Annotated in this window: 16 protein-coding genes; 7 read left to right on the top strand and 9 right to left on the bottom strand. The window is 54.7% G+C overall.

What is annotated here, in order from left to right; genetic code table 11:
* Positions 1 to 169 precede the first annotated feature (169 nt).
* Positions 170 to 1297, bottom strand: coding sequence for a cell division protein ZapE (zapE, locus tag KUE00_RS10380; RefSeq protein WP_246759800.1), 1128 nt, complete (start codon positions 1295 to 1297; stop codon positions 170 to 172).
* Between the two features lie 185 nt (positions 1298 to 1482).
* Here zapE and zapG point away from each other — a divergent pair, with 185 nt between their 5' ends.
* The 3 genes from zapG (at position 1483) to degS (ending at position 4491) form a co-directional block, all read left to right on the top strand.
* Entirely contained in the window at positions 1483 to 1887 is a 405-nt protein-coding gene (zapG, locus tag KUE00_RS10375; RefSeq protein WP_246759799.1) for a Z-ring associated protein ZapG, read from the top strand.
* 106 nt (positions 1888 to 1993) lie between these two features.
* Positions 1994 to 3355: a serine endoprotease DegQ gene (gene degQ, locus KUE00_RS10370; RefSeq protein WP_246759798.1), complete on the top strand. Its 1362-nt coding sequence runs from the start codon at positions 1994 to 1996 to the stop codon at positions 3353 to 3355.
* Positions 3356 to 3432: 77 nt separating this feature from the next.
* Positions 3433 to 4491 (top strand): outer membrane-stress sensor serine endopeptidase DegS, encoded by a 1059-nt coding sequence (degS, locus tag KUE00_RS10365; protein WP_246759797.1) that lies wholly within the window; start codon positions 3433 to 3435, stop codon positions 4489 to 4491.
* 31 nt (positions 4492 to 4522) lie between these two features.
* Here degS and mdh read toward each other — a convergent pair whose 3' ends face one another.
* Complete coding sequence (mdh, locus tag KUE00_RS10360; RefSeq protein ID WP_246759796.1) at positions 4523 to 5458, bottom strand: malate dehydrogenase; 936 nt, start codon at positions 5456 to 5458, stop codon at positions 4523 to 4525.
* A gap of 427 nt (positions 5459 to 5885) precedes the next feature.
* Between mdh and argR the strand changes: the two genes are divergently transcribed.
* From argR to yhcN (KUE00_RS10345), 3 genes are all read left to right on the top strand, one after another.
* On the top strand, positions 5886 to 6356 hold the full coding sequence (gene argR, locus KUE00_RS10355) for a transcriptional regulator ArgR (protein ID WP_246759795.1): 471 nt from the start codon (positions 5886 to 5888) through the stop codon (positions 6354 to 6356).
* Positions 6357 to 6766: 410 nt separating this feature from the next.
* The gene (gene yhcN / locus KUE00_RS10350; protein WP_246759794.1) at positions 6767 to 7030 is read left to right on the top strand and encodes a peroxide/acid stress response protein YhcN; all 264 of its coding nucleotides are present in this window, start codon (positions 6767 to 6769) and stop codon (positions 7028 to 7030) included.
* 102 nt (positions 7031 to 7132) lie between these two features.
* Complete coding sequence (gene yhcN / locus KUE00_RS10345; protein WP_246759793.1) at positions 7133 to 7402, top strand: peroxide/acid stress response protein YhcN; 270 nt, start codon at positions 7133 to 7135, stop codon at positions 7400 to 7402.
* A 72-nt stretch (positions 7403 to 7474) separates the two neighbouring features.
* On the opposite strand, the gene KUE00_RS10340 is transcribed toward yhcN (KUE00_RS10345), so the two are convergent.
* The 5 genes from KUE00_RS10340 to aaeX form a co-directional block, all read right to left on the bottom strand.
* On the bottom strand, positions 7475 to 7753 hold the full coding sequence (locus KUE00_RS10340; protein ID WP_246759791.1) for a barstar family protein: 279 nt from the start codon (positions 7751 to 7753) through the stop codon (positions 7475 to 7477).
* A 52-nt stretch (positions 7754 to 7805) separates the two neighbouring features.
* Positions 7806 to 9257, bottom strand: a complete 1452-nt coding sequence (locus KUE00_RS10335; protein ID WP_246759790.1) for an NAD-dependent succinate-semialdehyde dehydrogenase — start codon at positions 9255 to 9257, stop codon at positions 7806 to 7808.
* 127 nt (positions 9258 to 9384) lie between these two features.
* A complete protein-coding gene (gene aaeB / locus KUE00_RS10330) occupies positions 9385 to 11340 on the bottom strand; it encodes a p-hydroxybenzoic acid efflux pump subunit AaeB (RefSeq protein ID WP_246759789.1) in 1956 nt (651 codons plus the stop codon).
* Positions 11341 to 11345: 5 nt separating this feature from the next.
* Positions 11346 to 12278, bottom strand: coding sequence for a p-hydroxybenzoic acid efflux pump subunit AaeA (aaeA, locus tag KUE00_RS10325; protein ID WP_246759788.1), 933 nt, complete (start codon positions 12276 to 12278; stop codon positions 11346 to 11348).
* 7 nt (positions 12279 to 12285) lie between these two features.
* Positions 12286 to 12489 (bottom strand): p-hydroxybenzoic acid efflux pump operon protein AaeX, encoded by a 204-nt coding sequence (gene aaeX / locus KUE00_RS10320; RefSeq protein WP_034890367.1) that lies wholly within the window; start codon positions 12487 to 12489, stop codon positions 12286 to 12288.
* 271 nt (positions 12490 to 12760) lie between these two features.
* Here aaeX and aaeR point away from each other — a divergent pair, with 271 nt between their 5' ends.
* A complete protein-coding gene (gene aaeR / locus KUE00_RS10315; RefSeq protein WP_246759787.1) occupies positions 12761 to 13678 on the top strand; it encodes an HTH-type transcriptional activator AaeR in 918 nt (305 codons plus the stop codon).
* 67 nt (positions 13679 to 13745) lie between these two features.
* On the opposite strand, the gene tldD is transcribed toward aaeR, so the two are convergent.
* Together tldD and yhdP are read right to left on the bottom strand one after the other, a co-directional pair.
* On the bottom strand, positions 13746 to 15191 hold the full coding sequence (gene tldD, locus KUE00_RS10310) for a metalloprotease TldD (RefSeq protein ID WP_246759786.1): 1446 nt from the start codon (positions 15189 to 15191) through the stop codon (positions 13746 to 13748).
* 81 nt (positions 15192 to 15272) lie between these two features.
* Entirely contained in the window at positions 15273 to 19073 is a 3801-nt protein-coding gene (gene yhdP, locus KUE00_RS10305) for an AsmA2 domain-containing protein YhdP (protein WP_246759785.1), read from the bottom strand.
* Between the last annotated feature and the right edge of the window lie 106 nt (positions 19074 to 19179).

The following is a 19179-nucleotide window of genomic DNA, read 5'->3' as shown; positions in this document are numbered from 1 at the left end:
CATCTCGACCAGCAAGCCCACCCCTTCGGATAGAGTTACTGGAACACAAAGAGTTTTGGGAAAAAAACCTTTGCTGTAACGTGGGGTCGCAAGATTATAGAGAAGTCGCCCGCAAAGCGCGACCCCTTTTTACAATTAAATGCACCCCGACGCCGGGAAATTTAACGGTTCATGGCAGGTGTGGCAGTCGAAGATACTCTTCGCTTTGCATCTCCTGAAGGCGCGAAACGCAGCGCTGATATTCAAACTTCAGCCGCGCGCCCTGGTAAATCTCGTATAGCGTGGCCTCAGCCGAGATCACCAGCTTAACATGACGCTCGTAAAACTCATCTACTAACGCCAGAAAACGGCGCGCCTGATCTTCAGTTTTGTAGATCATTACCGGGACGTTAAACAGCAGTACGCTGTGAAAACGGCGTGATAGCTCGATATAATCGTGCTGGCTGCGCCCTTCCCCGCATAGCGTCAGGAAATCCATCGCGACCACGCCTTCCGCCACGCCCAGCGTTGGCAGCTGACGATGGTTGATTTCCAGCACCGGCCGGTCGGTACGCGCTTTTCCGGCCAGCGCGACAAACATCCTGTCCATTTCTTTGCTGGTCGCTTCATTCAGCGGCATCATCCACAGATGCGCAGAAGTCAGCGTGCGCAGGCGATAATCGATACCCGCATCCACGTTCATGATATCGCAATGTTTCTTGATCATTTCAATCGCGGGAAGAAAACGCGCACGCTGTAAACCGTTGCGGTAAAGCTCATCCGGCGGAATGTTAGAGGTCGCCACCAGCGTGATACCTCTGGCAAACAGCGCTTCCATCAGCGTGCCCAACAGCATCGCGTCGGTGATGTCTGAGACAAAAAATTCATCGAAGCAGAGCAGATCCGTTTCGCTTTTAAAGCGATCGGCCACGATCTGCAACGGATCGCTCTGTCCCTGTAAGCCGGTCAGCTCTTCATGCACCCGCAGCATAAAGCGGTGAAAATGCAGTCGCTGCTTGCGTTCGCCAGGAATTGCCTGAAAAAACATGTCCATCAGCCATGTTTTACCACGACCCACGCCGCCCCACATGTAAAGGCCGCGTACGGGGGTTTGCGCTTCGCTTTTCCCTTTTCCTATAAGCTTATTCAGCTTGCCGAACAGCCCTTTTGCCTGGGGTTCGGCGCTGCTGCCAGTACGGCTTAACGCCTGATAAATCGCGTCAAGGCGCGTAACAGCTTCACGTTGAATATCATCAGGTTGATATTCGCCCTTATCCAGCGCCTGCTGATAGAGCGCAAGAGGTGACTTGGTTTGCATAGATTCCCGTTCCCTGAAATATTCGGTGCATCAGGTGGTTGATTGTCGAAAAAAAAGTCGTTCTACACTAAGCGATGCTGCCGCAGGATTCCACTTCCATAAGATTAGCGGTTATAGTGGCTATTAACGGACAGGCATTAAGCCGGAGGTCCTTACGGAACGATGAAGACAACACGGGAGTTATTATGACCTGGGAATACGCGCTTATTGGCCTGGTAGTGGGCCTGATTATTGGTGCTTTGGCCATGCGTTTTGGCAACAGGAAGCTGCGTGAACAGCGCAGTCAGCAGTACGAACTGGAAAAAACGAAAGCCGAACTGGCCGATTATCGTGAAGAGCTGACCAGCCATTTCGCGCAGAGCGCCGAGCTTCTGGACAACATGGCGCGCGACTATCGCCAGCTTTATCAGCACATGGCGAAAGGCTCTAACGACCTGCTGCCAAACCTGCCGGGCGAAAAAAATCCGTTCGCTTATCAGCTTACCGAATCGGAAGCGGATAACGATCAGGTACCGGTACAGATGCCGCGCGACTATCCGGACAGCGCTACCGGCCTGCTGCGTGGCGATCGCACGGCGCACGAGAAATAAAAGCCATCGCTGCACTCGGTGGGCAAGGGGCGTTTATCGCCCCTTATTACTGATAACCGTGTCCCGACGTTGCGGGACGTCCTTCTACCTTGCGAGCCTTAAAGCGATGAAAAAAACATTATTGTTGAGCGCATTAGCTCTGAGCATCAGCATAGGTTTAGCGCCAGCCGCGCAGGCCTCTTTGCCTGCACAAATTCAGGGACAGCCGCTGCCCAGCCTGGCACCAATGCTGGAAAAAGTGCTGCCTGCGGTGGTCAGTGTGCATGTGGAAGGCACGCAAAAGACCCAGGCGCAGGAACTTCCTGAACAGCTGAAACGCTTTTTTGGCCAGGAAGATCAGGGCGGTGAAGAGCAGGCCCAACCGTTTGAAGGACTGGCATCCGGCGTGGTGATCAACGCCGAAAAAGGCTACATCCTTACCAATAACCATGTGGTCAACGGCGCCGATAAAATCAGCGTGCAGCTGAGCGACGGCCGGGATTTTGATGCCAAACTAATCGGTCACGACGATCAGACCGATATCGCACTGATCCAGGTTAGCGGTGCCAAAGGGTTAACTCAGGTCAAAATTGCTGATTCTGACCAGCTCAAGGTTGGCGACTTCGCCGTCGCTATCGGCAACCCGTTTGGTCTGGGGCAAACGGCCACCTCCGGCATTGTCTCGGCGCTGGGGCGTAGCGGGCTTAATCTTGAAGGGCTGGAAAACTTTATCCAGACCGATGCCGCCATCAACCGCGGTAACTCCGGCGGCGCGCTGGTCAATCTGAACGGCGAGCTGATCGGCATCAATACCGCTATTCTCTCTTCTGCGGGCGGCAATATCGGTATCGGCTTCGCTATTCCGAGCAATATGGCGATGAATCTTGCGCAGCAGCTGATTGAGTTTGGCGAAGTGAAGCGCGGCCAGCTGGGAATTAAAGGTACAGAGATGACGGCGGAGATGGCGAAAGCCTTTAACGTTGACGTTCAGCGCGGCGCCTTCGTCAACGAAGTGCTGCCAGGCTCGGCGGCGGCCAAAGCCGGGATCAAAGCGGGCGATATTATCACCAGCCTTGATGACAAACAGGTTGAAAGCTTTGCCGCACTGCGCGTGAAAATCGGCACTACTCCTCCAGGTAAAGAAGTGAAGGTTGGCCTGCTGCGCGACGGCAAGCCGCAGACGCTAACCGTTAAGCTGGATAACAGCACCCAGACCGCCAGCGCCGAACTGCTGAGCCCAGCCCTACAGGGCGCGACGTTAAGCGACGGCGCTGCCAAAGACGGTACGAAAGGCGTTAGCGTCGACGGCGTGGATAAGGCTTCTCCGGCCGGTCAGTTTGGCCTGCAAAAAGGCGACGTTATTGTCGGCCTTAACCGCACGCGAATTGAGAATCTTGCCGAATTACGTAAGGTTCTTGCGGCGAAACCGGAGCTACTGGCGCTGAACGTGATCCGCAACGACGAAAGTATCTACCTGCTTTTACGCTAAAACATTGGGCGGACACCTGCGCGTCCGCCCGACTCATGGTATCCTGCCCAACGTTCATTCACTCATCAGTTAAAGCCATGTTTCCTAAACTTTTACGTTCAGTGCTTCTTGGCCTTGTTGTGGCGGGTCTCCTGCTGGTCGCGCTGCCCGGGCTGCGTATCGGCACAACCTTTTTTATGCCTAAAGACGACAGCGCCAGCCAGATGCCCGTCAGCTATAACGCTGCGGTTCGCCGCGCCGCGCCTGCGGTAGTGAATGTTTATAATCGTAGCGCCAACGAATCGGCCCATAATCTGGAGATCCGCACGCTGGGTTCCGGCGTTATCATGGACGGTCGCGGCTATATTTTAACCAATAAACACGTTATTAATAACGCGGATCAGATTATTGTCGCGCTGCAGGATGGCCGAATTTTTGAGGCGATGCTGGTAGGTTCCGACAGCCTGACCGATCTGGCGGTACTGAAAATTACCGCGTCCGGCCTGCCGGTCATTCCGATAAATCCCGCGCGCGTGGCGCATATCGGCGATTTAGTGATGGCCATCGGCAATCCCTATAATATTGGTCAGACGGTGACGCAGGGCATTATCAGCGCTACCGGACGCGTAGGCTTAAGCCCTTCCCGCTATCAGAATTTCCTGCAAACCGATGCTTCTATCAATAAAGGCAATTCCGGCGGTGCGCTGATTAACTCGCTGGGCGAGCTGATGGGCATTAACACGCTGTCGTTTGATAAAAGCAACGATGGCGAGACGCCTGAAGGCATTGGCTTTGCTATTCCAACCGCGCTGGCAACAAAAATAATGGATAAGCTGATTCGGGATGGCCGCGTAATCCGTGGCTTTATCGGCATCAGCGGCCGGGAAATCCCGCAAATGCACGGGCAGAACCCCAGCATCGATCATATTCAGGGGATCGTGGTGACTAACGTCGCACAGGGCGGGCCTGCGGCGAAAGCGGGCCTACAGGTAAACGATGTGATTACCAGCGTGAACCACAAGCCTGCCGTTTCCGCACTGGAAACGATGGATCAGGTTGCGGAGATCCGGCCCGGCACGGTGATAGACGTGGATATTTTACGTAACGACCACAAGATGACGCTGCCGATTACCGTCCTGGAATATCCGGGCAGCTAAAGAGAAGGGCCAGCGACGCTGGCCCTTTTGCTTACTTCACAAATTCTTCGCCCTGGGCGATATCTTGTTTCAGCGTTTGCAGCATGTTTTGTAGGGCCTTTTCTTCAAAGGCGCTCAGCGTGCCGATTGGCTTACGCTCTACCACACCGCTTTTCCCTAACAGCAGCGGCTGGGCAAAGAAGCGAGCATGCGCGCCGTCGCCTTCCACATAGGCGCACTCCACGACGTTGCTCTCTCCCTGCAGCGCGCGTACCAGCGATAGTCCGAATTTCGCCGCAGCCTGCCCCATCGACAAGGTTGCCGATCCGCCACCCGCTTTTGCCTCAACCACTTCCGTACCGGCATTCTGAATACGCTTAGTCAGGTCAGCCACTTCCTGCTCGCTAAAGCTCACGCCTGGAATCTGCGACAGCAAAGGTAAAATCGTCACGCCTGAATGACCGCCGATCACCGGCACGTTAAGTTCCGCCGGATTTTTGTTTTTCAGCTCGGCCACGAAGGTATTAGAGCGAATAATATCCAGCGTGGTGACGCCAAATAGCTTGTTCTTGTCATAAACGCCCGCCTTTTTCAGGACTTCAGCGGCGATGGCTACGGTAGTGTTGACAGGATTAGTAATAATACCGATCAGCGCTTTAGGGCAGGTTGCTGCTACCTGCTCGATCAGATTACGCACAATGCCCGCGTTCACGTTGAACAGGTCGGCGCGGTCCATGCCTGGCTTGCGTGCTACGCCAGCGGAAATCAGCACGATGTCTGCGCCCTGTAGAGCAGGCGTCGCGTCTTCGCCACTAAAACCTTTAATCTTGACCGCCGTAGGAATATGGCTGAGATCGACAGCCACGCCGGGCGTAACAGGAGCTATATCATACAGGGAGAGTTCTGAACCTGCCGGAAGCTGGGTTTTAAGCAGAAGCGCGAGGGCCTGACCGATACCGCCAGCCGCGCCGAGAACTGAAACTTTCATCCTAAACTCCTTATTATTAAGAAAGGGAAGTGCCGGGAATTCATTTAGTTATGAACATATATGACCCGCAAGGCTTGAGCGAAAGCCTTTACCCTCTTTTGCACAACGGCGCATCATACAGGATAAAGCAGCAGAGAGAGACCGCATTACGTCAGCGCCAGGCCGTTCGCAACCGCAGGTTGATGATGTTGTTGAGTACAACGGTGATGGCTACTGATTATCACAACAACATTATAACAATCCGTTCACTTATTGTGCGCGACGCCAGACGATTAGGCGAATTTTTTCCTGTACTTTTACAGTGAATGCAGGTTGATAGCGGCAAAAAGAAGCAAAAACAAGGCGGCGCATTTGCATAAAAATTCACTAAAATGCATAATAACGGTCTCCCTGACCGGAAACCTCTTTCTGACATCTAGCGAAAATTATGCGTAACTCATCAAAACAAGAAGATTTGATTAAGGCTTTTAAGGCCCTACTTAAAGAAGAAAAATTTAGCTCGCAGGGCGAGATTGTCGCTGCGCTTCAGGACCAGGGCTTTGACAATATCAATCAGTCAAAGGTGTCACGCATGCTGACCCGTTTTGGCGCGGTACGCACGCGCAACGCTAAAATGGAGATGGTCTACTGCCTGCCGGCAGAGCTGGGCGTGCCTACGACCAGTAGTCCGCTGAAGAATCTGGTGCTGGATATCGACCACAATGATGCCCTGCTGGTTATCCATACCAGCCCGGGCGCAGCGCAGCTGATCGCCAGGATGCTGGACTCTCTGGGCAAGCCGGAAGGAATTTTGGGAACGATTGCCGGGGACGATACGATTTTTATTACGCCTTCTCGCCACGTTACTATCCATCACCTGCGCGATTCCGTTCTGAAATTATTTGAACAGGAGCTGTAAAAGGCCTGTATGCATCGCGGCTATATTCCTTTTCTCTCAGCGCTGACCTCGGTCGGCGCTTTATTTTATATGCCCTGACAGCGTCGTAATCAGCACGATATGCTAGCTGGACGTACCCTTCTCGCACCTTCAGGTAATAGACTCCCGTCTCGCAGTGTGATCTGCCGCAGATTAGCGCACAAATAGTTAAATTTACCTATCCTGCTGTTTTTAAGTACATTTAACTGCACTGGTACAAAATATAAGCATTTTTTATAACAGAACGTTATTAAAAGGTGGTTAATTGCTTAAGTATCCCAACAAAACATTATTAGCATGCTATTAATTTTTTACGTTATTAGATCTATACTTCTTTTCGTGATGTGAATCACACTAAAAACAAGATAAAAACAGTGACGAGGAAAAATATCATGAAAGTTAAAACTACGATTGCCGCGTTAAGCGTGTTATCCGCCCTCTCTTTTGGTGCTTTTGCAGCTGATTCTGTTAACACGGAGCAGGCGCAAAACATGCAGGCTATGGGCACGGTCAGCGTCAGCGGCGTTAGCGCTGCGCCAATGGATATCAATGCCCAACTGAATCAGAAAGCTGAAGCGCAAGGCGCGAAGGCTTATCGCATTGTAGAGGCCTATAACAACGGCAACTACCATGCCACGGCTGAGCTGTACAAGTAAGTAAACAACCGACGTAATGTACCCAACAATCTCACGATAACCCCAAGAATAATAAATGTTTTTTAGCCCTTTCGGTTATCGTTAAACTCTGGAGCATCTGTAATGAAAACTAAATTGACTATCGCTGTACTGAGCCTGGCTTCCGTTATCTCTTTTGGCGCCAGCGCCGCTAATCTGGTTACCAACGAACAGGTTGCCAATGAAAATATGCAGTCTATCGGTACCATCAGCGTAAGCGGTATCGACGGCGCGCCAACCACCATTCGCCAGCAGCTTTCTCAGAAAGCTGACGAGCAGGGTGCAAAATCCTATCGCGTCATCGAGGCCTACAATAACGGCAACTATCACGCCACGGCAGAACTGTATAAATAATTCCTCGTCTTCGGGCTGTACCCTAAGCAGTCTTTGACGAACCCTTTGGCCCCGTTCGCCGGGGCCCTTTTTCTATCTTTCCTGACGGATATTAAAACGCAGCTGCCCTTCCAGTTCTTCTTCCGCTTCGTCAAACAGCAGAATCAATGCGCCATAGCGTCGCCTTTGCCCGGAGCCAAGATGAACAAAAACGATATCTAAAGGTAACGGCAGGCTTTTGTCGTTCACTACATCCCACAGACTATCTAAATCGGTAATTAGCCTGTCGCCCAGCGCAAAGCGATCGCTAAACTGCCGGAAGAAATGTGCCTGGTCTACAATCTCATTAAAATCAAATATCTCTGTTCTCATACTGGCCGCTCCACAGGGCAAACGGTTGGGCGACGCCTGGCCGCCCGGTGAGTTACAGGCCCCCGATATGCAGGGCTTTAACTTCTAAAAACTCCTCCAGTCCCAGCACCGAGCCTTCCCGGCCCAGCCCCGATTCTTTTACGCCGCCAAAAGGTGCCAGTTCGGTAGAAACCGCGCATTCGTTAATGCCGACCATACCGCTTTCCAGCGCCGCCGCGACGCGGAAAATCCGCTGAACGTCGCGCGTATAGAAATAGGCCGCCAGGCCAAACTCCGTGTCGTTAGCGCGTTGAATAACCTCTTCTTCGCTGTCAAACCGAAAGCAGGCGGCAACCGGGCCAAAGGTTTCTTCTTTTGCCAGCTGCATGGTTTCGTTGGCTTCGGCAATGACCGTCGGCTGCCAGAAATTGCCGCCCAGCTGATGTCGCTCGCCGCCGGCCACAATTTTCCCGCCCTTCGCTTTCGCATCGTTAACGTGCTCTTCCACTTTTTTCACGGCGGAAGCTTCAATCAGCGGCCCAACGACCACGCCCTCCTCCATGCCGTTACCCACTTTCAGCTGGTTAACCTCTTCTGCCAGCTGGCTAACGAAGCGATCGTAAACGCTGTTATGAATGTAGAAACGGTTGACGCTGACGCAGACCTGGCCCGCATTGCGGAACTTATTGGCAATAGCACCTTTAACCGCCGCGTCGATATCCGCATCATCAAAAACGATATAGGGCGCGTTGCCGCCCAGCTCCATAGAGACTTTTTTCATGGTCTCCGCCGCATTACGCATCAGCAGCTTGCCTACCTCTGTCGAACCGGTAAAAGAGATTTTCCTGACGGTAGAGCTGGCCATGATGGCTTCGCTTATCGCTTTAGTATCGCCCGCGACGGCGTTAAGCACGCCATCCGGTACGCCCGCTTTTTTAGCCAGCGCCACCAGAGCAAAGGCCGATAGCGGCGTATTGTTGGCCGGTTTGATAATGCCGGTACAGCCAGCCGCCAGCGCAGGGCCAAGCTTGCGGGTCAACATTGCCATAGGGAAGTTCCAGGGCGTGATAGCCGCCACAACGCCGACAGGCTCGCGCGTGGCCAGAATGCGCGAGCCCGCTTTGGCCGGTGGAATAATTTCGCCGTTAGCGCGCTTGGCCTGCTCGGCAAACCACTGAATAAAGCTGGCGGCGTAATCGACCTCGCCTTCGGCTTCCTTCACCGGTTTGCCCTGTTCGGCGGTCATCAGTTTGCCCAGCCAGGCTTTGTTATCGATAATCAGCTGATACCAGCGGTAAAGAATTTCGCTGCGCTCTTTAGCCGTTTTCGCACGCCAGGCTGGAAACGCCTCTTTGGCTGCGGCAATCGCCCGCTCGGTTTCCTCTTTCCCGGCACGTGCGACCTGTGCGACGACCTCACCCGTTGCCGGATTCACTACGTCAAAAGTCGCGTCCGTATGCTGCCACTGGCCGTTAGTGAAATAACCAGTCTGGAATAATTCGTGGTCAGAAAGCGAAGTGCTCATCCTGTTCTCCCGTTGAGTTAGCGTTGGGATAAGTATAGATGGCAGCCTGCGTAGCAGATCTCAGATTGGTAACAGAGTAGGTAAAAGCCGCGCTGTTCAGGCACGGCAGGTTTGTAGCCGGGAAGGATTAGATTTGCAGCAACGTGGTCTGGTATTTTTTCAGCATAGTGACCAGACGCTGCACGGGTTCCGTCACGCTTAGCGGCGCTTCATACTGCACCAGCTTCTCCTGATAAATATGCAGTTCCGCCAGCAGACGTTCAAAATAGCGATGCCTTTTGGCGTCGCTGCTCGCAGAGATGACGCGATCCGCCGTATGGCGCAGCTGTTTGTGGAAGGAGGACAGATCGCTGTTAACGGGGATATCGGCATCGCGCAGGCGCTGATGGCTGATAATCAGCGTTAATGCGATACGGAACTTATTAATATCGCCGGGGAAAATATTCAGCAGCATAAACAGCTGTTGATAAAGCGCTGGCAAATGGTTTTCACGACGGCGCAGCTGGTTAGTGGTCATCGCCGCCACGGCCGAATACATAAACCGGTTTAACAGCGTACGGCCGATACGCGCCTTAGAGGTATCGCGGATCAGCAGAATCACAATTAATGCCACAAAACAGCCGATAGCCTGACCCAGCGCGTTGTCCAGAAACGCGGTGACGTTAAAGGTCATGGGATTATCCAGCGTCAGGATATTGATAGTGCCCACCAGCGCGCCAAGCGTGCCAATTTGCCGACGCTGAATAAGGATACCGCCGATAAACGCCATGACGCCCAGGCAGATACAGAGCAGCAGCATGCTTTGCTGCGTGGCGGGCATGATAAACATGTAATAAAGCGAGCCAAGCGGAATGGCCACGATCATGCCGTACAGAAAGTCTTTTGCCATCATCAGCGGATTGGGCATGCGCATTGCCAGCGCGGTGATAACGGCAAGCATTACCATTGCGCCGCTGCCGGACGTCCAGCCGCTCCACAGCCAGAACAGCGAGCCGACCGCCGTCGCTACAAAGGTGCGCACGCCGTTAATCAGCGCGTGACGAGTTTCCGCCGAGCGCATTTTCACTACGGGTTCGCCATCCAGGACTTCTTCTTCCAGACGACTAATACTGCTGTTGGTTTTGGTGCCTTTTAGCAGCAGCAGATAACGCGAAGCGGCCCCTACCCAGTTGCTGACGGTAAGCGGCGTATTCTTGCTGCCGCTGGCGGTAATAACACGGCGCATCAATTTCATGCGCTTGTGAACGTCCGCCACGTTTTCGACCGGCTTTTCAAAAAAGAGGTGAAACTGCGGCGGGATATATTCCTGACGCGTGTTTTGAATCAGAAAGGTTTCACAGGCCTGGGTAATCAAGGTCAGCGAAAGCGTGTTTAATGCCCGTAAGCGTCTGTCAGCCTTATGCCAGCGGCCGGACTCCATCAGCAGATGAGTACGCATGCCGTTCAACGCGGTGGTGCGGCGTACCAGATCGGCCCAGCTTTTATCTACCTCGTCCCTGTCGCCGTGCGCTACGCAAAGCTGCATTAGCTTGTACTGATCGACCAGCAGCCCGTCGATAGCCCGGTCAATATCCTGCTTAATGGAGCGGGGAGAAAACAGCATATCGGCCAGGATAGCGCAGACGATACCGATAATGATTTCGCTACAGCGCTCGACGGCAAACTGCGGTGCCAGCAGCAGCGAGCCGTTAGCGTCCACGCTGACCACGATAATCAAAGCCGTGTAGCCCGCCAGACCCAGCGCATAAGAGTTCTCTACCCGAATAAGCGAAGAAAGCCAGACGCAAAAACCGGCCCACAGGCAGCACAGCAGCAGCATCACCACCGGTGCACGGATAGTGGCAATCATAATGGTCAGCGCAGCGATACAGCCGAGAAAGGTCCCGATAATACGCAGCATGCCACGGTGGCGCAGCGCCCCAGAGAAAGGATCGCCGCCCGCGGCAAAGGCCGTGCCGCCCGCGACGATACAGGCAGTCATCACCGCCCAGCGTGGCGTTTCCAGATTAAAATGAAAGCCAATCAGCAGCGCCAGTAAAATCGCAAAGGTCAGCTTGATCGGGAAGCGCAGTTGATACCACATGGCGCTTAGCCGAACTCGCGCAGACGATGCATCAGTTTCATCATCGGCGACATTTCTTGCGGCTGGCGATCTTTCTCACCGGTTACGATCACGGTAGCCGTGGTGCCGGAAGGATAAAGATTGCCCGGCTGCTGATCCAGATGGATACGTACCGGCACGCGCTGTGCCAGACGAACCCATTCCAGATTGGAATCAATGGTCGCCATGCCTTTACTGTCTATGGAGCTGCTGCTGTTGGTTACGCCAGCGGCAACGCTGTCTACGGTGCCGTGCAGCACGCGATTACTGCCCAGCGGGGTAATCTCAACGCGGTAGCCAGGGCGCACGCCTTCCAGCTTGGTCTCTTCCATATAGGCCAGCACGTAGAAAGTATGCTGCTGAACCAGCGCCACGGCGGTAGAGCCGCGCGTAATGAATTCGCCGCGATAGACGTTGAGGTTCGTTATCCAGCCATCTGCCGGCGCTTTTACCACGGTGCGCTCCAGATCCAGCTTAGCGGTATCGCGCGTTGCTACCGCTTTTGCCAGCTGATGTTCACTGGTCTGATAGTCATTATTGGATTGCTCAATGGCTTCACGAGACATGGCGGAGACGCCAAGCTGATTGCGGCGGCTCGCCTCACGACGTTTTTCGCTAACCAGCGCCTGATAATAGGCGACGTCCGCTTCCGCTTCGTTCAGCGCCTGCTGATAGCGTGGCTGATCGACAACAAACAGCACCTGATCTTTCTTCACCAGCTGGTTATCGCGCACGCGCACATCGGTAATCAGCCCGCTGACGTCCGGTGCAATAGCGACGACATCTGCCGTAAATTTAGCGTCACGGGTCCAGGGTGATTCGGTGTAGTAAACCCACACGTGGAAAATACCAACAACAGCGATCGCAACCAGGATAAGGGTGATGGCGAACCGGGAAATTTTTCTTGTTAACGCTTTCACTATGACCTCAGACAAACAATCGGGAAACCAGGTAGAACAGGCAGCAGTAAAGTGCTGTATTAAATAAAGCAGGATGCCAGACCAGGTCATAGATCCCGGTGGGCGTAAGCAAACGTCGCACCAGCCAGAACAGCATCAATGACACGATAATTTCAAAAAATATGGGCGGGAAGGAGAGCCCAAATATCACAATAACCGGAAGCACACTCATCTCTTATCCTTGTCGGGTTTACCGGGCATTCCTTTCGCCACACATCTTCTGCCGCCCTGGACGGGGTAGCAGCTGCTCTACAGGTGATGATGTCAGATTCACCGCGTGCGGTCTTATCATAACCGGCGCTCTATGAATAATAGCGTATTCAGGAGCCAGCATTTTGGCGAGACAGGTGACGGAATCGTGACCCGGCGGTGCTATAGTAACGCGGCTGACTATCTGTTTTCTACCAAATGTGATCTAAATCACTTTTAAGCCAGAGTTAATAATGGAAAGAATGAAAGGCATGTCCGTGTTCGCCCGCGTGGTCGAACTGGGTTCTTTTACGGCGGCGGCCAGCCATCTGCAGATGAGCGTTTCCGCCGTCAGCCAGATCGTCGCGCGGCTGGAAGATGAACTTCAGGTTAAGCTGCTGAACCGCAGCACGCGCAGCCTTGGTCTGACCGAAGCCGGAAAAATCTATTTTCAGGGCTGCCGCCGCATGATGTCAGAAGCGCAGCAGGTCCATGAGCAGCTATACGCATTTAACAATACTCCTGTTGGCACACTGCGTATCGGCAGTTCCTCGACAATGGCGCAGAACGTGCTGGCGAATATGACCGCCGAAATGCTGAAAGAGTATCCCGGCCTGACGGTCAATCTCGTTACCGGCATTCCCGCTCCTGATTTGATCGCCGACGGGTTAGATCTGGTGATCCGCGTGGGCGCGCTGCGTGATTCCAGCCTTTTTTCCCGGCGGCTTGGCTCCATGCCGATGGTGGTATGCGCCGCCAAAAGCTATCTGGCGCAGCACGGCACGCCGGAAAAACCGTCTGATATTGGTAATTTTTCCTGGCTGGAATATAGCGTGCGGCCCGATAACGATTTCGAGCTGACCTCGCCAGAAGGCAGCGCTATTCGCCTTTCGCCACAGGGACGTTTTGCCACTAACGATTCACAGACGCTGATCCGCTGGCTGGTGGCCGGAACGGGCATCGCCTATGTGCCTTTAATGTGGGTAATTGATGAAATTAACGCGGGCAAGGTTGAGATTCTGTTTGCGCACTATCAGTCCGACCCCAGGCCGGTTTATGCGGTCTACACGCAAAAAGATAAGCTGCCGCTGAAGGTTCAGGTTTGCATTAACTACCTGACGGATTATTTCCACAAGGTGGCGGATATTTATCAGGAGTACCGGCAGGAATAATGTGACGGCAAAAAAAAGCGGAGCGCGCTAAAACGCACTCCGCCTCATTATGCCTCAGATAACCCTGTCAGGCGGTGCCGCCTACGGTCAGCTTGTCCAGCTTCAACGTTGGCTGGCCGACGCCAACCGGCAGGCTTTGCCCCTCTTTGCCGCAAACGCCAACGCCTTTGTCCAGCGCCAGATCGTTGCCAACCATCGAGATTTGCTGCATCGCTTCAATACCGGAACCGATTAAGGTTGCGCCCTTCACCGGTTTAGTCACCTTGCCGTTCTCGATCAGATAGGCTTCGGACGTTGAGAAAACAAACTTACCGGAAGTGATATCTACCTGACCGCCGCCGAAGTTTGGCGCATAAAGGCCGTACTCTACGCTGGCAATGATCTCTTCCGGCGTAGATTTTCCGGCCAGCATATAGGTATTGGTCATACGCGGCATCGGCAGGTGCGCATAAGATTCACGGCGGCCGTTGCCGGTAGGCTTAACGCCCATCAGGCGCGCATTGAGCTTATCCTGCATATAACCTTTCAGAATGCCGTTTTCAATCAGCACGTTATACTGACCCGGCACGCCTTCGTCATCTACCGCCAGCGAGCCGCGCAGGCCTTCGATGGTACCATCATCCACTACGGTGCACAGATCGGACGCCACTTTCTGCCCCATCTGCCCGCTGAATACCGAGGTGCCGCGACGGTTAAAGTCGCCTTCCAGGCCGTGGCCTACCGCTTCATGCAGCAGCACGCCCGGCCAGCCCGCGCCAAGCACGACGGGAATAGTGCCTGCCGGTGCGGCCACGGCGCTAAGATTGACCAGCGCCATACGCACCGCTTCACGCGCCCAGGCTTCCGCACGAATTTCGCCCGACTCGTCCGCCAGGAAAAACTCGTAGCCAAAACGTCCGCCGCCGCCGCTGGAGCCGCGTTCACGCTTGCCGTTATCTTCTACCTGTACGCTGACGGAAAGGCGTACCAGCGGACGGACATCAGCCGCCAGCGTGCCGTCGGTAGCGGCAACCAGCACCATTTCATACACGCCGCTAAGGCTGGCGCTGACTTCCTGCACGCGTTTGTCTGCCGCGCGCGCCGCCGCATCAACGCGATGCAGCAAGGCGATTTTTTCTTCACGCGTGAGGCTTTGCAGCGGGTCAACGGCAGGATAGAGCTGGCGGTTCAGGACTGCGCCAAGCGTATGCGCTTTGCCGTTGCCCTGCTCGCGCACGATGCTGCGAGCGGCCGTCGCGCTTTGCGTCAGGGCGTTAAGGGTTATCTGGTCGGCATAGGCGAAGCCCGTTTTTTCGCCGCTGATGGCGCGCACGCCAACGCCCTGGTCAATATTCCAGGAGCCGTCTTTAATAATCCGGTCTTCCAGCACCCAGGATTCGTGGTAGCTGGACTGAAAGTAGAGATCTGCATAATCCAGCTTGCGTTCAGAGAGCTGACCGAGAAGGGAAAAGAGATCCTGTTGGTTGATATTATTAGCAGTTAGTAACTGTTCACTTACCAGATTCAGACTCATGTATTCTCGCTCTGTTAGGGAGCCAGTCGTCGCTGGCGGTTATTCTCTATAGCCTGAGGCAATTCCCCGGTCACGTCAAATTCACTTCGCGCTCTTTTCCCGCGGTTTACGCAGCACTTCGTCAATCTGCGGCTTATCCATCGGCCCGGAGATATGATAGCGCAGCACCGAAATTTTATGCCACAGCGGTCCCAGCACCTTACTGGCGGCAAAAACCGCCGCGCCGATAACCGGATTGACCGCAAATGCCGTTGCCACGCCGACGGTAGCGGAGATTTCCGGCGCGACGACCGCTTCCATATCAATCTGCCGCTTCACCAGGTCAAGTTTACCCTGCATGGCGATATCGGCTTCCAGCCCGTCCACCAGCAGGTTATCGGTATGCAATACGCCTTTTTCAATCCAGGCAGTGCCGTTGACGGAATCAAAATAGAAGCCCTGGCTGAAAGTATCTGAAAAATCGAGGCGCAGCTTGCGTAGCAGCGCGTCAAAGCTCATCAGGCGCAGTATCTGTCCGGCGGCTCCGGTGTTCACATCCGCAATTTGCCCCGCACCGAAATGGGATTTCAGCAGGCCGCTCAGCGTAGTTACCGACGGCTGCCACGGTGCTGCCTGCCAGTGCAGATCGTAGTGAATATTGAAGGGTGCATCCTTTAAAGGCGAATTAACGCCAAACCAGCCGGTAGCTTCATTGATTTTTGCGCCGCTAAGCGTGCCCTTCAGCGCCGTGCGTTGCGCGCCAGGACGGTTGACCCATTCACCCTCTACCTTGAGACGAGCCTTTCCGGTATCAATCAGGCCATTTTGTAAGGTCAGCGTGTCGCTGGTGTGGCTGAGATTCGCCTGGATACGACCAAAGCGTTGTCCACGCAGCCAGCACTCGTCGCAGTTCAGATTCAGAGCGGGCCAGCTGCTGAAATCGATGCCCTTCGCTTTATCGTCACCAAACGGCGAAGCGCCGCCGGCGTCTGACCACTGTGGGTTGTAATAAAGATAAGTAAGCTGGCCCTGCCACGGCGAATGCTGCTTCATCACCAGCTTGCCGTTGATTTCACGCCCTTTAGCCTGCACGACGTTTTCGCCTGACACCGTCTGGCTTAGCGTGACCTGCAGATCCTGCCAGCGCTGACCGCCCAGCGTTAAAGCGGGCGTCCGTAACGTGATATTGCCGGGGAGATAAGCCTGCCCTTTGCCTGAGGCGCCAGCAGCGCCCGAACCGCCTGCCAGCAGACCCAGCCAGGCCTCGCCATCCAGCGGCGGCAGGTTGAGCACCATACCGGACGTTTCCGGCAGGTCGGGCGTTCGCGTCGCGTTGTTTTCCCAGACGCCACGATCGACGCGCAGCTGTTTGCCCAGCAGCCAGCGGCTGTTAAAGCGATGATTTTCACCAACCGCGCCGTGCAGCGTAAATGCCGAAAGATTTCCCTGCGCTTCTACTTTAACCGGCATCGCTTCATTCTGCGGCTTATCCAGCGGCGACGGTAAGTGACTGCTTACATTTTTCAAGTCGCCCGTCAGCGCTATCTTATAGTTCGCCCCGCCGCCGTGCGGTAGCGCAATTTGCACCGCACTTTGCCAGCTGGCGGAACCGCCCAGCTTTTCCTTCAGCGCAGAAGGAACACCCTCTGTTTTAGCGGGCTGCCAGTCGCCTTTCAGATCTACGCCAATCTGGTAGTCTTTCTCGCCTTCCTGCGTATTAAAGGTGACGTTAATGGGCTGCCCAAACCAGCTTGCGGTCAGGGGGCCGCTTTGCAGATTACCGTTGTCGTAAGTGAAGCGGCCACTGAGCTGTTTAATGGTGCTGTTGAGCGGCTTGATGAACAGGGCATTGTCGCGCAGATTGACGTCGCCGCTAGCTTTCACCTTTTCCCCATCCAGCGGGATATTTAAATGTAAGCGACCGCTTACATCGCCGCCCACCTGGAGTTCATCAAGCGCGGCACCCAGCGAGGACTTAAGCGGTGTCTGATTGAAGTAGCGCCCTATCTCCAGGCCCGAGCCGCTGATATCGCTGTCGATAATCAGCCTTTCCTTCATATAATCAGGAATAGCCGCCGCGATATTTCTGCCCTGCACCTTGCCTAGCAGCGTCTGCTGCGCCTTCATAAACAGTCCATCGTTTAAAAAGTTCAGATTGATATCCAGCTTTTGCAGATCCGGCCAGCCCGGCTGGAACTGATAGGTCGCCTGGCGTAACGGCACCCAGACCTGGAACATGCCGTCGTTATGCTTGAAGGGGAAAAGTTCGGGATTGCCCGCAAACAGCAGCGTGGCGTTATTAACGTGACCGCCTTTGATGGCGCCACCCAGATAGTCAACCAGCTTCGTGCCCATCAGCGGCTCCGGGAAATAGCGCCACGCATCGCCCGCATTAGTCAGGTTGATACCGGCCAGAATGTCCAGTCGCGGTGCCTGGTCTTTGTGCTGAGCATAGCTAAAGTCCCCTCTGGCCCACAGCGATCGCGCCTGTACGTCCAGGTCTTTGCCTGACAGCTTCAGGCCATCATTACCGGTTTGCCAGCTAAACGCGCCGGTAGCCTGGCTGATTTCCAGCGGCGCACGAAACATAGTGCCATAAGGCAGCGTAGCGTTTTTCAGGCTGAAGTTCAGTTTGCCGTCCGCTACGCTACCCGCCAGCGAACCGTTAAGGTGTTCCATTCCCGGCAGCAGTTCCCAGTACTGCCAGCTCAGATCCTGCCAGCTGGCCTGAAAACGGGTTTGCTCCGGCTGCTGAAGCGGAATATCGGCAGCCAGCGCCTTAATTTCTCCGCGCGGCTGAAGCGCACGCCAGTTCGCCAGCAGCGTAGGCGTCGCTTTTGAAAACAGAGGAAGCAAAGCGTCAAAGCGTTCCAGCGCCAGATGGGTGGCGCGCACGCGTAGCTCTTCTGGTCTGCCAGGGCCCAGGGTGCTTTCCGGCAGCCACAGCAGTGAAACGCGCCCGCGCGGCCAGGCTTGCCCGTCGGTGCTCAGATTGGTCTGAGGTACTTCTACGCGCCAGCCTTGCTCAAAACGATCGACATGGGCCGTGACGTTATCCACGGTAAAGTGATGGGACTGTTTGTCGCCGTGCCACTGCGCGCCGCCTTTTTTCAGCAGAATATCGCCGCTGTGGATTTCGCCGTCCTGCAGGCTCATCCACGCCGCCAGCGAGAAGCGCGCGCTTTGCAGGCTGGTGTTGTCCTGCATCCACTGTCCCAGCCAGGGCCGGACATCCACATCATCGGCCTGCATCCAGGCGCGGCCGGTATCAAGGTAGCCGTTGGTATCGCTTAAATCGAGGCGCACCTGCACCACGCCGTGCTGCCCGGTAAAGCTGGAGAGGCTGACCAGTCCTTCTGCCCGATGGCGCGTTTTTTCATTTAGCCAGGTCAATTGCGGGATCGCCAGCTTCGCGCGCTGGCCGGAAAGCGTCAGAAAACTGATCTGGCTTTCACGCAGATCGAAATGGTCAAACTGGCGCAGAAAAAGATCGCTGAACTGACCCGGCTTAAGCTGCATTTTGCCACTGTCGCCAGAGGTCAACGGCGTGTTAGTGACCAGGTCAAGCTGCCAGAAAGTGAGATCGCGGAACTGTGGCCGCAGATGCAGCAGCGACTGCCAGACGTCCAGCGCCAGCGTGACGCGTCCTACCTTGAGCGTACCGCCATCTTTCAGGCCGACCCGAACCGCTTTGATCTCCAGCACCGGCCCAAAGTTTTCCCAACGACCCTGCAGAAAGTTAGCCTGAACGGGCATGTCGATGGCGGAGGAGACGCGCTGCAAAAGAGGTTCACGCCAGCTGTTCATATGCGGCATTGCCAGACGCAGGCCGCTGACCAGCAGCGCAATAATAACGACGATTATTGCGCCGGTTAGTAGCAGAATCCTCGGCAATTGCCTCACACACCTCTCCTTGACGTCCGCCGTGGCGGACCATAAGCACGTTAACCCTCGGCGGCGCGCAGGCTAAAATTGGGGTTTGATCAGCGAGCCGGACGGCCCGGCTGAT

Source organism: Erwinia phyllosphaerae, assembly GCF_019132875.1.
Lineage (GTDB): Bacteria > Pseudomonadota > Gammaproteobacteria > Enterobacterales > Enterobacteriaceae > Erwinia > Erwinia phyllosphaerae.
The sequence above is the reverse complement of the archived record's forward strand: the minus strand, read 5'-3'. Positions and strand labels throughout refer to the sequence as shown.